The organism is Agrococcus sp. BE272 (assembly GCF_031457935.1).
In the GTDB taxonomy this organism is placed as follows: Bacteria; Actinomycetota; Actinomycetes; order Actinomycetales; family Microbacteriaceae; genus Agrococcus; species Agrococcus sediminis.
Map to the genome: position 1 here is coordinate 550,264 of NZ_JAVDXL010000001.1, position 12,214 is coordinate 562,477.

The following is a 12,214-nucleotide window of genomic DNA, read 5'->3' on the forward strand; positions in this document are numbered from 1 at the left end:
CTCCTACTAGCGCTTCTTCTTGCCGGTCGGGCGGCGGCGGACGATGAGCTTGTCGCTCGGCTTGTTCGGCCGGCGGGTGCGGCCCTCGGCCTGACCCCACGGGCTGACGGGGTGGCGGCCACCGCTCGTCTTGCCCTCGCCACCACCGTGCGGGTGGTCGACCGGGTTCATCGCGACACCGCGGACGGTCGGACGGACGCCGAGCCAGCGCTTGCGGCCAGCCTTGCCCCAGTTGATGTTCGACTGCTCGGCGTTGCCGACCTCGCCGATCGTGGCGCGGCAGCGCGCGTCGACGTTGCGGATCTCGCCCGACGGCAGGCGGAGCTGCGCGTAGGGGCCGTCCTTGGCGACGAGGCGGACCGATGCGCCGGCCGAGCGGGCCAGCTTGGCGCCGCCGCCCGGACGGAGCTCGATCGCGTGGACGACCGTTCCCGTCGGGATGTTGCGCAGCGGCAGGTTGTTGCCGGGCTTGATGTCGGCGCCTGCGCCCGACTCGACGATGTCGCCCTGGCCGAGCTTGTTGGGGGCCAGGATGTAGCGCTTCGTGCCGTCCTCGAAGTGCAGCAGCGCGATGCGCGCCGTGCGGTTGGGGTCGTACTCGATGTGCGCGACGCGGGCGTTGACGCCGTCCTTGTCGTTGCGACGGAAGTCGATGACGCGGTACTGGCGCTTGTGGCCGCCGCCGATGTGGCGGGTCGTGATGCGACCGGCGTTGTTGCGGCCACCCGTCTTGGGCAGCGGGCGCAGCAGCGACTTCTCGGGCGTCGACCGGGTGATCTCAGCGAAGTCTGCGACGGAGGAGCCGCGACGACCGGGGGTCGTCGGCTTGTACTTGCGGATTGCCATGTGCTTGTTCCTTCCGTCCTCAGCCGACAGCCGTGAAGATGTCGATCGAGCCGGACTTCAGCTTCACGATCGCGCGCTTGGTGTCCTTGCGCTTGCCGATGCCGAAGCGGGTGCGGCGCGTCTTGCCGACGCGGTTGAGGGTGTTGACGCGCTCCACCTTGACGCCGAAGATCTTCTCGATCGCGAGCTTGATCTCGGTCTTCGAGGCGCGCGGGTCGACCTCGAAGGTGTAGCTGCCCATGTCGATGAGCGCGTAGCTCTTCTCGGACACGATCGGGCGGATGATGATGTCGCGAGGGTCCTTGTTGTAACCGCTCATCAGTTCTCGTCCTTGTCTGCCGCAGCGGCCTTCGAGCCCTTGCCGGCCTCGACGAAGCCAGCGGCCTCAGCGGCCTCGGCAGTGCGGAACCACACCTCGGCCTCGGTCTGCTCGAACCAGCGACCCTCGGGGCGGTGGAACTTCATCGAGTTCGCGTTGCCCTTGATCGGGAAGCCCTCGGGGGCGGAGCCGTCGGCCAGCGGTGCGGCCGAGTCGGCGCCGAAGTCGCCCTCGGCGACCTCTGCCTCAGCGGCAGGGGCGGCCTCGTCGGCCGTCGCCGGCTGCTCGACGGGAGCGGCGGCCACGACGGCCTCGCCCTTCGTCTTCGCGGCGACGAACGCCTCGTAGGCGGTCTTCGAGAAGACGATGTCGTCGCTCACGAGCACGTCGTACGCGTTGAGCTGGTCCCACGACAGGACGTGCACCTCGGTGAGGTTGCGCACCGAGAGGAACGCGGTCTCCTCGGAGCGGTCGAGCACGATGAGCACGTTCTTGACGACGCCGAGCGCCGCGAGCATCTCGACGGCTGCGCGCGTCTTCGGGGCCTCGGCGGAGCCGAAGGTCTCGACGACGTGCAGGCGGCCGCCGCGAGCGCGGTCGGACAGCGAGCCCAGCAGGGCCGCGGCGATCATCTTCTTGGGGGTGCGCTGCGAGTAGTCGCGCGGCGTCGGGCCGTGGACGATGCCACCGCCGGTCATCTGGGGCGCGCGGATCGAGCCCTGGCGCGCGCGGCCGGTGCCCTTCTGCTTGAACGGCTTGCGGCCGGCGCCGGAGACCTCGCCGCGACCCTTGGTCGAGTGCGTGCCCTGGCGTGCGGCAGCGAGCTGCGCGACCACGACCTGGTGGATCAGCGGAACGTTCGTCTGGACGTCGAAGATGCTGGCGGGCAGCTCGACCGAGCCTGCCTGCTTGCCCTTCGCGTCGACGATGGCGACCTGTGCGGTCATGCTCAGGCTCCCTTCACAGCGTTGCGGACGAAGACGAGTCGGCCGCGGGCACCGGGGACGGCGCCCTTGACGAGCATGAGGCCCTGCTCGACGTCGATCGAGTGGACCGTGAGGTTCAGCACCGACACGCGCTCGCCACCCATGCGGCCGGCCATGCGCATGCCGCGGAAGACGCGGCTGGGCGTGGACGAGGCACCGATGGAGCCCGGCTTGCGGTGGTTGCGGTGGGCACCGTGCGAGGCGGAGACGCCGGCGAAGTTGTGGCGCTTCATGACACCGGCGAAGCCCTTGCCCTTGGAGGTGCCGACGACGTCGACCTTCTGGCCTGCGGCGAACAGGTCGACGGCCAGCTCCTGGCCGAGCTCGTACTCGCCGGCGTTGTCGGTGCGCACCTCTGCGAGGTGGCGGCGGGGGGTGACGCCGGCGGCGTCGAAGTGGCCGGCGGCGGGCTTGTTGACCTTGCGCGGGTCGACCTGGCCGGCAGCGATCTGGATGGCCGCGTAGCCGTCCTTCTCGTGCGTGCGGATCTGCGTGACCACGTTCGGCGTGATCTCGAGCACCGTGACGGGGACGAGCTTGTTCTGCTCATCCCACACCTGGGTCATCCCGAGCTTCTTGCCGAGCAGGCCGCGAGTCGTCGTGATCTTCGACATGGCGTTCCTTAGAGCTTGATCTCGATGTTGACGTCAGCGGGCAGGTCGAGGCGCATGAGCGAGTCGACGGCCTTGGGCGTCGGATCGATGATGTCGATGAGTCGCTTGTGCGTGCGCTTCTCGAAGTGCTCGCGGCTGTCCTTGTACTTGTGGGGAGAACGGATCACCACGACCACGTTCTTCTCCGTCGGCAGCGGCACAGGGCCCACCACCGTCGCGCCCGCTCGGGTCACGGTGTCGACGATCTTGCGCGCCGACGAGTCGATGACCTCGTGGTCGTACGACTTCAGTCGGATGCGGATCTTCTGTCCCGCCATGGCTGACTCTCTTTCCTGTCGACGCAGCCGCTCGGACTGCTCGCAACACACCTGTCAGTGCACCGCTGTTCTTCTGTCAATGCCCCGGAGGGCGCGCACCGCCGCTGAGCACGGTCATGCCGCGCTCGGCTTCGGCGAAGTTCTTGTCGGCTGCCCGCGGCCCAGGATCGTGATCGTCCTGTGCACTGCCAGGGCAGTGAGCGGCGTGAGACGCCGCGTTTGCAACCTGTCGATTCTCGCACGGATCAGGATGTCCGTGCAACCCGGGCGTGTCGCGCCTTCTGCCGCGTCGTTCCGCGGCTGCGGCCGACCGCGCCGCCATCCTCCCACGCACGGCGGAGGGGCGGGGATCGCTCCCCGCCCCTCGGTGCTCCCGCGCTACTGGCGCGGCTCGTCGTCCTGCGGCTGCGCTCCGGCAGCGTCTGCGTCGGAGTGGCCGAGGAAGCCGTCGGCGTGCTCCTGCACGCCGTCGGTGTGCTCGGCGAAGCGCCCGCCCGAGAGCCGGTCGAAGCCGTCGCCGGCGGCCTGGATGCCCTGGTCGCTGTGCTGCTCGCCCTGCTCGTTGTCGAGCGCGTCCTTCGCCTTGTTCACGAAGTCATCGATGCCCATGCATGCCTCCTGTCTCGTCGCGCGGGTCGCGGCGTGCCCACCACCGAACCACACCCGCGGCGATCGCGCCAGTGCTCCGGCCCGATCGCTACGCTCGCGGCATGGCGCTCCCCCACGACCCCAGCTGGCCCCGCGCGGGCGGATGGCCGCAGCTCGCCGAGGCCGAGGGGTCCGTCGACGCGGTGCTCGTCGGGCTCGGCACCCACGCGACGTCGCTGAGCCCCACCGCCGCGCACTCGACGCCGCCCGCGGTGCGCGAGGCGCTGCGCCGCTACTCGCCGCACGCCGCGGCGGCGCCGCTCGCGGGGCTGCGGATCGCCGACGCCGGCGACGCGGCCGACCCCGACGGCGACGAGGCAGGCGCTGCGGCGCTCGTCGCGGGGGCCGCGGCCCGCGCGCGGCTCGTGCTCGCGATCGGCGGCGACAACGCCGCGACCGTGCCCGCCGCCCTCGGCGCCTGGGGCGCATCCGTCGGCTCCGCCGGCCTCATCACGATCGACGCGCACCACGACCTGCGCGACGGCCGCAGCAACGGCTCTCCCGTGCGCCGGCTGCTCGAGGCGGGCCTCGACGGGCGCCGGGTCGTGCAGATCGGGATCCAGGACTTCGCAAACTCCGCGGCCTACGCCGAGCGGGCCGAGGCGGCGGGCATCACGGTGATCCCCCGTGACGCGTGCGAGGCGGCGCCGATGCACGAGATCGCCGCTCGCGCCGTCGCGATCGCCGCGGCCGCGGGCGGGCCGGTGCACGTCGACGTCGACGTCGACGCCTGCGACCGCGCCGTCGCGCCCGGCTGCCCCGCCTCCACCCCCGGGGGGCTCAGCGCCTGGCAGCTGCGGCAGCTCGTGCGCGCCCTCGCGGCCGCGCCCGAGGTGACGTCGATCGACTTCACCGAGGTCGACGCATCCGCCGACGCCCCCGACGGGCGCACCGTGCGGCTCGTGGCGCTCGGGATCCTCGAGGCGCTCGCGGGCCTGGCGCTCAGAGCCCCCGCATCGTGAACGCGCGCGCCACGGCTGCCCGCCCCGGCGGCAGCGCGAGCGCCCTCACGAGCAGCATCCGCGCCGCGAGCTCCGTGCCGCTCGCGGGCGAGCCCATCCCCATGTTCCAGGCGGCGCGGCGCATCGCGCGCTTCGCCGCCTCGCCGCGCGCGAGGGCGTAGGCCGCGAGGGCCTCGGCGCCGCGCCGCTCGTCGGCGAGCGCCCGGGCGAGCGCCGCGTCGAGGGCCAGCGCGTCGAGCCAGCCGAGGCTCATGCCCTGGCCGCCGATCGGGCTCACCTCGTGCGCCGCGTCGCCGACGAGCGCCGCGCGCCCGACCGCCGCGCGCTCCGCGAGGTGCTGGCGCGCCACGAACGCGCTCGGCTCCGCGCCTGCGGGCAGCCGCGGCGGGTCGACGAGCCGCTCGTCGAGGAGGCGCTGGAACCGAGCGAGGCCGATGCCGGGCTCCGGCTCCCGCAGCCGCACCACCCAGCGCCGCCGGCCGCCCGGGAGCGGGAACGACTCGACGATGCCGCCGGGCTCGAGGTGCAGGTGCGCCTCGCCGTGCTGCGCATCCGGGCGAGCGCCGGCGCCCTCCGGCTCGTCGACGTCGACCATCGCGTACGCGCCCCAGCCGTGGCGGAGCCGCCAGCGCACGCCGAGCATCGCCCGCACCGCGCTGCGCACGCCGTCGGCGCCCACCGCCCAGCGCGCCTCGACCGGGGCGCTCCCCTCGATCCCGAGCCCGACGGCGTCCGCCCGCTGCGTCAGCGCCACGACGCGCGCGCCGGTGCGCAGCGCCTCGGGCGCGAGCGCCGCGAGCCGCTCGCGCAGCAGCGCCTCGGTGCGGTGCTGCGGCAGCGCGCGGATCGGCGCCTCGTCGAAGCGCAGCCGCGCGAGCTCCCGCCCGCCGCGGAGCGCCGCGCCCGCGGTGATGGCGGCCGACTCCGCGCGCACGACGTCGCCGACGCCCGCCGCGTCGAGGGCCGCGAGCCCCGGCGGGTGGATGCCGAACGCGCGCGACGCCGCCGACGGCTCGGTGCGCCGCTCGAGCACGACGACGTCGAGCCCCCGCTGCGCCAGGAGGCACGCGAGGTGCAGGCCGACGGCGCCCGCTCCGACGACCGCGACGTCGTGGCGGGCGCTCACGGGGCCTCCCGCACGAGCTCGAGCCGCGACGGCAGGCCGCGCCGCACGCTCCACCCGGGCGGCGCCGCGGCCGCGAGCTCGGCGGGCGTGCTGCTGCGGCGGATCGAGGCGAGGCCGTCGGGGCGGATGAGCGTGCCGCGCAGGAGCGTCGGCTGCAGCGGCCAGGTGGCGGCGGCGAAGGCCGCGTACGCGAGCGGCGAGCGGGCGATGTCGCCGTGGACGGCGACGCCGCCCGGCGCCGTCAGCCGCTCGGAGTCGGCGAGCACCGCGCCGAGCTCGGCGGGCGACAGGTGGTGCAGCACGTGGTTCGACACGACGACGTCGAAGCGCTCGCCCTTGGCGACCAGGTCGCCCGTCGTCGCCTGGCGCAGCTCGAGACCGGGCACGGGGTCCAGCCCGCGCGCGTAGGCCATCGCGCGCGCATCCGGATCGATCGCCACCACCCGCAGCCCGCCGCCGTCGCGCGCCGCCCAGCGCAGCAGCCGGCGCGGCAGGTCGGCGCCGCCCGTGCCGACGTCGAGGAGCCGCACGTGCCGTCCTGCGCGCAGCCGCGGCCGGATCCAGCGGCGGTAGAGCGCCCCGCGGCCCGACACCGCCGCGTTGACGAGGTCGAACCTCGCGTAGGTGCGCGCGAGCACCTCTGGGTCGCAGCCCGGGTCGTCCATCGCCTCGCGCGCATCCGGGTCACGATCGCGCAGCGCCCAGCGCGGCACGCTCATCCCTGGACGGTGAGCAGCGCCGACTCGACCGTGAGGCCGGGGCCGAACGCCATCGCCGCGACGCGCTCGCCGTCGGCGGCGTCCGAGCGCAGGATCCGGTCGAGCACGAACAGCACGGTGGCGCTCGACATGTTGCCGAAGTCGCGCAGCGTCTCGCGCGCCGGCACGAGCTGCGCCTCGGACAGCCGCAGCGTCGACTCGACCTTGTCGAGGATGCTGCGCCCGCCGGGGTGGATGGCCCAGTGCTCGACCGCGTCGCCCGCGCGGCCCTCGCCGAGCGCGGCGCCGAGCGCCGGCTCCTGCGACAGCAGCGGCTCGATCGCGCCGACGATGTGCTCGCCGATGAGCGACGGCACCGCGTTCGAGAGCACCATCTCGAAGCCGTGGTCGCCGATCCGCCAGGCCATGTCGCCCTCCCCCTGCGGCGTCGTGCGGGTCGCGAACGCGTCGAGCCGCAGCGCGCGCTCACCCTCGGCCGTGGGCCGCGCGGTCACGACGCCCGCGCCCGCGCCGTCGCCGAAGAGCGACGTCGCGACGATCGTGTCGGGGTCGTTGGAGGTGCGCAGGTGCAGCGTGCAGAGCTCGACGCTCACCACGAGCACGACCGCCGACGCGTCGGCCTCGCACAGCTGCGCCGCGAGCCGCAGCGCCGGCATCGCCGCGTAGCAGCCCATGAAGCCCAGGTGGTAGCGCTGCACGCCCGCCGGCAGGCCCAGGTCGCGCGCGAGCACGAAGTCCGGCCCCGGCGCGTAGAAGCCGGTGCACGAGACGGTGATGACGTGCGTGACGTCGGCGGCCTCGAGGTCGGGCGCTGCCGCGAGCGCCGCGCCGCCCGCCTCGACGTAGAGGCGGCTCGCGTGCTCGGCGTAGCGATCGTTGCGCAGCCGCGTGCCGGGGTCGAGCAGGAGGCCGGTGCTGCGGTCGAAGAACGCGGGCTCCTCGGGCCCGTCGCCCGAGAGCGTCAGCTCGTCGACGACCGTGTAGCGGTGGTCGATGCCCGAGACGCCGAACGAGGTCGAGACGATGCGCTGGCCGAGCCTCGACAGGCCCGGCTGCGCGCCGAACACCTCCGCCACCTCGGTCTGGACGAGCCGCGTGGGCGGCACGGCAGTGGACAGGCCCCTCAGCGTCACCGTCATGCGGCGAGCGTAGTGGCGGCGCCTGTGCGTCGCTACGGCAGCCGGGGAGGCTCCACGACGAGGTCGCCCGCGCGCCAGACGGCGTGCACGAGCGGCACGCCCGGGCGGTAGGCGAGGTGGGTGATCGAGGGCGCGTCGAGCACCTGCAGGTCGGCGCGGGCACCGGGGCGGATGCGCCCGAGGGGCGCGAGCGGCCGGCCGTCGCGGCCCGTGCGGGGCGCGTCGCGGTCGAGGGCCGCCGCACCGCCGAGGGTGGCCGCGCGCACCGCCTCCTCGACGGTGAGGCCCATCTGCAGCACCGCCGTCGCGACGCAGTACGCCATCGACGTCGTGTAGCTCGTGCCCGGGTTGCAGTTGCTCGCGATCGCCACGACGGCGCCCGCATCAAGCAGCCGGCGGGCGGGCGCGAGCGGCATGCGGGTCGAGAGGTCGCACGCGGGCAGCACCGTGGCCACCGTGCCGCGGCCGCCGTGCCAGCTGTCGGCGAGCATCGCCACCTCGTCGTCGTCGAGGAAGGCGACGTGGTCGACGCTCAGCGCGCCGAGCTCGACCGCGAGCCGCGCGCCGGGACCGGGCCCGAGCTGGTTGCCGTGCACGCGCAGGGCGAGCCCGCGCGCCCGCGCGGCCTCCAGCACGCGCCGCGACTGCTGCTCGTCGAAGGCGCCGCGCTCGCAGAAGACGTCGACCGCGTCGACGTGCGGCGCGACGGCCTCGAGCATGTCGCCCGCGACGAGGTCGACGTAGCCCTCCGCATCCGAGCCCTCCGGCACGAGGTGCGCGCCGAGGAAGGTGACCGCGTCCGCTCGGGCGGCGGCGATGCGCGCCGAGCGCAGCTCGTCGGCGACCGTGAGGCCGTAGCCCGTCTTCACCTCGAGCGCCGTCGTGCCGCCGCGGAGCGCCTCGTCGGCGAGCCGGTCGAGGTTCGCGGCGAGCTCGGCGTCGGAGGCTGCCCGCGTCGCGGCCACGGTGACGCCGATGCCGCCTGCCGCGTAGGGCTCCCCCGCCATGCGCGCCTCGAACTCGGCGGTGCGGTCGCCCGCGAACACGAGGTGCGTGTGGCTGTCGACCCACCCCGGCAGCACGGCGCGGCCGGCGACGTCGACGCGCGCGTCGGCGGCGGGCGCGGCGGCGGCCTCGCCGACCCACGCCACGAGCCCGCCCTCGAGCACGACGGCCGCGTCGCGCATCCGGCCGAGCTCGTCGTCGTTCGTGGTGAGCTCGCCGATGCCCGTGACGAGGGTCGACATCAGCCGCGCCGCATCGGGATCGGCACGCCGTGCGCCTCGGCGAAGCCGATCGCCTCGTCGTAGCCGGCGTCGACGTGCCGGATGACGCCCATGGCCGGGTCATTCGTGAGCACCCGCTCGAGCTTCTCGGCCGCGAGCGCCGTGCCGTCGGCGACCGTCACCTGCCCGGCGTGGATCGAGCGGCCGATGCCGACGCCGCCGCCGTGGTGGATCGACACCCAGCTCGCGCCTGAGGCCGTCGCGACGAGCGCGTTCAGCAGCGGCCAGTCGGCGATCGCGTCGGAGCCGTCGCGCATCGCCTCGGTCTCGCGGTACGGGCTCGCGACCGAGCCCGCGTCGAGGTGGTCGCGGCCGATCACGATCGGCGCCGAGAGCTCGCCGCTCGCGACCATCTCGTTGAAGCGCAGGCCCGCGAGGTGCCGCTCCCCCGCGCCGAGCCAGCAGATGCGCGCCGGCAGGCCCTGGAAGTGCACGCGCTCCTGCGCCATGCGGATCCAGCGCTCGAGGCGGCGGTTCTCGGGGAACAGCTCGAGGATCGCCTCGTCGGTGCGCCGGATGTCCTCCGGGTCGCCCGAGAGCGCCGCCCAGCGGAACGGCCCCTTCCCCTCGCAGAAGAGCGGGCGGATGTACGCGGGCACGAAGCCGGGGAACGCGAAGGCGTCCTCGAAGCCGCCGAGCCTCGCCTCGGCGCGGATCGAGTTGCCGTAGTCGAAGACCTCGGCGCCCGCGGCCTGGAAGCCCACCATCGCCTCGACGTGCCGCGCCATCGAGGCGCGGGCGCGCTCGGTGAAGCCCTCCGGGTCGCGCGTGCGCTCCGCCTCCCAGTCGTCGAACGCGACGCCGCTCGGCAGGTAGGCGAGCGGGTCGTGCGCGCTCGTCTGGTCGGTGACGACGTCGATCGGCGCGCCCATCCGCAGCAGCTCCGGCACCACGTCGGCGGCGTTCGCGCAGAGGCCGATCGAGAGCGCCCGCCCGGCGTCCCTCGCCTCGACGGCGCGCGCGAGCGCATCCGCTGTCGTCCTCGCCTCCACGTCGAGGTAGCGGTGCTCGATGCGGCGGCGGATGCGGCTCGGGTCGACCTCGACGCAGATCGCGACGCCGTCGTTCATCGTGACGGCGAGCGGCTGCGCGCCGCCCATGCCCCCGAGGCCCGCGGTGAGGGTGATCGTGCCGGCGAGGCTCTCGCGGCCGAGCTTCGCCGCGACCGCGCCGAACGTCTCGTAGGTGCCCTGCAGGATGCCCTGGGTGCCGATGTAGATCCAGCTGCCGGCGGTCATCTGGCCGTACATCGTGAGCCCCGCGGCCTCGAGGCGGCGGAACTCGGGCCACGACGCCCAGTCGCCGACGAGGTTGGAGTTCGCGATCAGCACGCGCGGCGCCCACGCGTGGGTGCGCATGACGCCGACCGGCCGGCCCGACTGCACGAGCAGCGTCTCGTCGTCCTCGAGCGCCTCGAGCTCGCGCACGATGGCGTCGTAGCTCGCCCAGTCGCGCGCCGCCCGGCCCGTGCCGCCGTAGACGACGAGCTCGTCGGGGTGCTCGGCGACCTCCGGGTCGAGGTTGTTCATGAGCATGCGCAGCGCCGCCTCCTGCTGCCAGCCCTTCGCCGTCAGCTCGCTGCCGCGCGCCGCGCGCACCGGTCGTGCTCCGCGCATCATGCGCCTCCCTCTCGATCGATCCCCACCTGGAACGCCTCGGCGGCATCCGCCGTCCACGCCTCGCCGCCCTCGACCAAGCCGGCCTCGATGAGCGCGCCACCGCCGACCACGAAGGCGACGGATGCCTCGATGTCGCGGGCGAGGAACCGGTCGGGCCCGATGCCCGGCACGAGGCGCCGCAGCCCTGCGATCACGCGGCCTGTGCGCTCCCCCGGCAGCTCGGCGCGCAGCTCGATGCCGCGCGCGGCGGTCATCACCTCGATCGCGAGCACCCGGCCGAGGCCGTCGACGGCGCGGCGCAGCTTGCGTGCGGCGCCCCAGCCCATCGACACGTGGTCCTCCTGCATCGCGCTCGACGGGATCGAGTCGACCGAGGCGGGCACCGCGAGGCGCTTCAGCTCGGAGACGATCCCCGCCTGCGTGTACTGCGCGATCATCAGGCCCGAGTCGACGCCCGGGTCGTCGGCGAGGAACGGCGGGAGGCCCCAGGAGCGCGCGGGGTCGAGGAAGCGGTCGGAGCGCCGCTCGCTCATCGACGCGACGTCGGCGATCGAGATGGCGAGGAAGTCGAGCACGGCCGCGACCGGCGCGCCGTGGAAGTTGCCGTTCGAGACGACCCGGCCGTCGGGCAGCACCACCGGGTTGTCGATCGCGCTCGCGAGCTCGACCTCGGCCACGCGCGCGGCGTGCGCCGCCGTGTCGCGGGCGGTGCCGTGCACCTGCGGGGCGCAGCGCAGCGAGTAGGCGTCCTGCACGCGGGTGTCCTCGGGCCCCTTGTGGCTCGCGACGATCGGGCTGCCCTCGAGCAGCGCCGCGATCGTCGCGGCGCTCGCCGCCTGGCCCGGGTGCGGGCGCAGCGCCATGAGGTCGGCGGCGAACGGCGCATCGGTGCCGAGCAGCCCCTCGACGCTCATCGCGGCGGCGAGGTCGGCGGTCGCGAGCAGCTTGTCGAGGTCGGCGAGGGCGAGGCAGAGCATCGCGAGCATGCCGTCGGTGCCGTTGACGAGCGCGAGGCCCTCCTTCTCGGCGAGCACGACGGGGGTGAGGCCGGCGCGCTCGAGCGCGGCCGACGCATCCATCACCTCGCCGTCGAGCTCGCCCGGGCCGCTCACCTCGACGACGCCCTCGCCCATCGCCGCGAGCGCCACGTGCGACAGCGGCGCGAGGTCGCCAGAGCAGCCGAGCGACCCGTACTCGCCGACCACGGGGGTGATGCCGGCGTTGAGCATCGCGGCGTAGAGCTCGGCGGTGGCGCGGCGCACGCCGGTGCGCCCGGTCGCGAGCGTCTGGAGGCGCAGCAGCATGAGGCCGCGCACGACCTCGCGCTCGACCGCCTCGCCGCTCGAGGCGGCGTGCGAGCGGATGAGCGACTGCTGCAGGCGCGTGCGGTCGGCGGGCGCGATGGCGGTGTTCGCGAGCGCGCCGAAGCCGGTCGAGATGCCGTAGTGCGGCCGATCGTCGGCCGCGAGCGCGTCGATGACGACGCGGGCCGCGTCGATGCGCTCGAGCGCCGCGGGGCTCAGCTCGACCCGCGCGTCGAAGCGGGCGACCTGCACCACCTGGTGCCGGGTGAGAGGGGCGTCTCCGATGACCACTGCCATGCCGCCATTCCAGCGCCCCGGTCGGGCGCGCG

12 protein-coding genes and 1 pseudogene are annotated in these 12,214 nt (G+C 74.5%); 1 reads left to right on the plus strand and 12 read right to left on the minus strand.

What is annotated here, in order from left to right; translation table 11 throughout:
- Positions 1-6 precede the first annotated feature (6 nt).
- The 6 genes and pseudogenes from rplB to J2X49_RS02690 all read right to left on the minus strand — a co-directional run bounded on the left by rplB (position 7) and on the right by J2X49_RS02690 (position 3,691).
- Positions 7-846: a 50S ribosomal protein L2 gene (gene rplB, locus J2X49_RS02665; protein ID WP_128189857.1), complete on the minus strand. Its 840-nt coding sequence runs from the start codon at positions 844-846 to the stop codon at positions 7-9.
- A gap of 19 nt (positions 847-865) precedes the next feature.
- Entirely contained in the window at positions 866-1,165 is a 300-nt protein-coding gene (gene rplW / locus J2X49_RS02670) for a 50S ribosomal protein L23 (RefSeq protein WP_128189856.1), read from the minus strand.
- Between the two features lie 308 nt (positions 1,166-1,473).
- A pseudogene (gene rplD / locus J2X49_RS02675) lies at positions 1,474-2,112 on the minus strand (50S ribosomal protein L4); the annotation flags it as partial.
- A gap of 2 nt (positions 2,113-2,114) precedes the next feature.
- Positions 2,115-2,765 (minus strand): 50S ribosomal protein L3, encoded by a 651-nt coding sequence (rplC, locus tag J2X49_RS02680; RefSeq protein ID WP_128189854.1) that lies wholly within the window; start codon positions 2,763-2,765, stop codon positions 2,115-2,117.
- An 8-nt stretch (positions 2,766-2,773) separates the two neighbouring features.
- Complete coding sequence (gene rpsJ / locus J2X49_RS02685) at positions 2,774-3,082, minus strand: 30S ribosomal protein S10 (protein WP_021010896.1); 309 nt, start codon at positions 3,080-3,082, stop codon at positions 2,774-2,776.
- A 378-nt stretch (positions 3,083-3,460) separates the two neighbouring features.
- A complete protein-coding gene (locus J2X49_RS02690) occupies positions 3,461-3,691 on the minus strand; it encodes an antitoxin (protein WP_146355669.1) in 231 nt (76 codons plus the stop codon).
- A 101-nt stretch (positions 3,692-3,792) separates the two neighbouring features.
- Here J2X49_RS02690 and J2X49_RS02695 point away from each other — a divergent pair, with 101 nt between their 5' ends.
- On the plus strand, positions 3,793-4,692 hold the full coding sequence (locus J2X49_RS02695; protein WP_310122239.1) for an arginase family protein: 900 nt from the start codon (positions 3,793-3,795) through the stop codon (positions 4,690-4,692).
- Here the strand turns inward: J2X49_RS02695 and J2X49_RS02700 are convergent.
- Genes J2X49_RS02700 through hutH form a run of 6 tightly spaced genes read right to left on the minus strand, consistent with a single transcriptional unit; the run spans position 4,673 to position 12,182 of the window.
- Complete coding sequence (locus tag J2X49_RS02700) at positions 4,673-5,818, minus strand: NAD(P)/FAD-dependent oxidoreductase (protein ID WP_310122242.1); 1,146 nt, start codon at positions 5,816-5,818, stop codon at positions 4,673-4,675. The genes J2X49_RS02695 and J2X49_RS02700 overlap by 20 nt on opposite strands.
- Positions 5,815-6,537, minus strand: coding sequence for a methyltransferase domain-containing protein (locus tag J2X49_RS02705; protein ID WP_128190616.1), 723 nt, complete (start codon positions 6,535-6,537; stop codon positions 5,815-5,817). The genes J2X49_RS02700 and J2X49_RS02705 overlap by 4 nt, the downstream gene beginning before the upstream one ends.
- The gene (locus J2X49_RS02710; protein ID WP_310122247.1) at positions 6,534-7,676 is read right to left on the minus strand and encodes a type III polyketide synthase; all 1,143 of its coding nucleotides are present in this window, start codon (positions 7,674-7,676) and stop codon (positions 6,534-6,536) included. Before J2X49_RS02710 ends, J2X49_RS02705 begins: the two co-directional genes overlap by 4 nt.
- Before the next feature lie 32 nt (positions 7,677-7,708).
- Complete coding sequence (gene hutI / locus J2X49_RS02715) at positions 7,709-8,923, minus strand: imidazolonepropionase (protein ID WP_310122250.1); 1,215 nt, start codon at positions 8,921-8,923, stop codon at positions 7,709-7,711.
- Positions 8,923-10,578, minus strand: coding sequence for a urocanate hydratase (gene hutU / locus J2X49_RS02720; RefSeq protein WP_310123918.1), 1,656 nt, complete (start codon positions 10,576-10,578; stop codon positions 8,923-8,925). The genes hutI and hutU overlap by 1 nt, the downstream gene beginning before the upstream one ends.
- Complete coding sequence (gene hutH, locus J2X49_RS02725) at positions 10,578-12,182, minus strand: histidine ammonia-lyase (RefSeq protein WP_310122253.1); 1,605 nt, start codon at positions 12,180-12,182, stop codon at positions 10,578-10,580. Before hutH ends, hutU begins: the two co-directional genes overlap by 1 nt.
- Between the last annotated feature and the right edge of the window lie 32 nt (positions 12,183-12,214).

What these genes read in the sequence shown, in the direction of transcription:
- rplB (WP_128189857.1), bottom strand. Translation starts at nt 846, where the DNA reads ATGGCAATCCGCAAGTACAAGCCGACGACCCCCGGTCGTCGCGGCTCC.
- rplW (WP_128189856.1), bottom strand. Translation starts at nt 1,165, where the DNA reads ATGAGCGGTTACAACAAGGACCCTCGCGACATCATCATCCGCCCGATC.
- rplC (WP_128189854.1), bottom strand. Translation starts at nt 2,765, where the DNA reads ATGTCGAAGATCACGACGACTCGCGGCCTGCTCGGCAAGAAGCTCGGG.
- rpsJ (WP_021010896.1), bottom strand. Translation starts at nt 3,082, where the DNA reads ATGGCGGGACAGAAGATCCGCATCCGACTGAAGTCGTACGACCACGAG.
- J2X49_RS02690 (WP_146355669.1), bottom strand. Translation starts at nt 3,691, where the DNA reads ATGGGCATCGATGACTTCGTGAACAAGGCGAAGGACGCGCTCGACAAC.
- J2X49_RS02695 (WP_310122239.1), top strand. Translation starts at nt 3,793, where the DNA reads ATGGCGCTCCCCCACGACCCCAGCTGGCCCCGCGCGGGCGGATGGCCG.
- J2X49_RS02705 (WP_128190616.1), bottom strand. Translation starts at nt 6,537, where the DNA reads ATGAGCGTGCCGCGCTGGGCGCTGCGCGATCGTGACCCGGATGCGCGC.
- J2X49_RS02710 (WP_310122247.1), bottom strand. Translation starts at nt 7,676, where the DNA reads ATGACGGTGACGCTGAGGGGCCTGTCCACTGCCGTGCCGCCCACGCGG.
- hutI (WP_310122250.1), bottom strand. Translation starts at nt 8,923, where the DNA reads ATGTCGACCCTCGTCACGGGCATCGGCGAGCTCACCACGAACGACGAC.
- hutU (WP_310123918.1), bottom strand. Translation starts at nt 10,578, where the DNA reads ATGCGCGGAGCACGACCGGTGCGCGCGGCGCGCGGCAGCGAGCTGACG.
- hutH (WP_310122253.1), bottom strand. Translation starts at nt 12,182, where the DNA reads ATGGCAGTGGTCATCGGAGACGCCCCTCTCACCCGGCACCAGGTGGTG.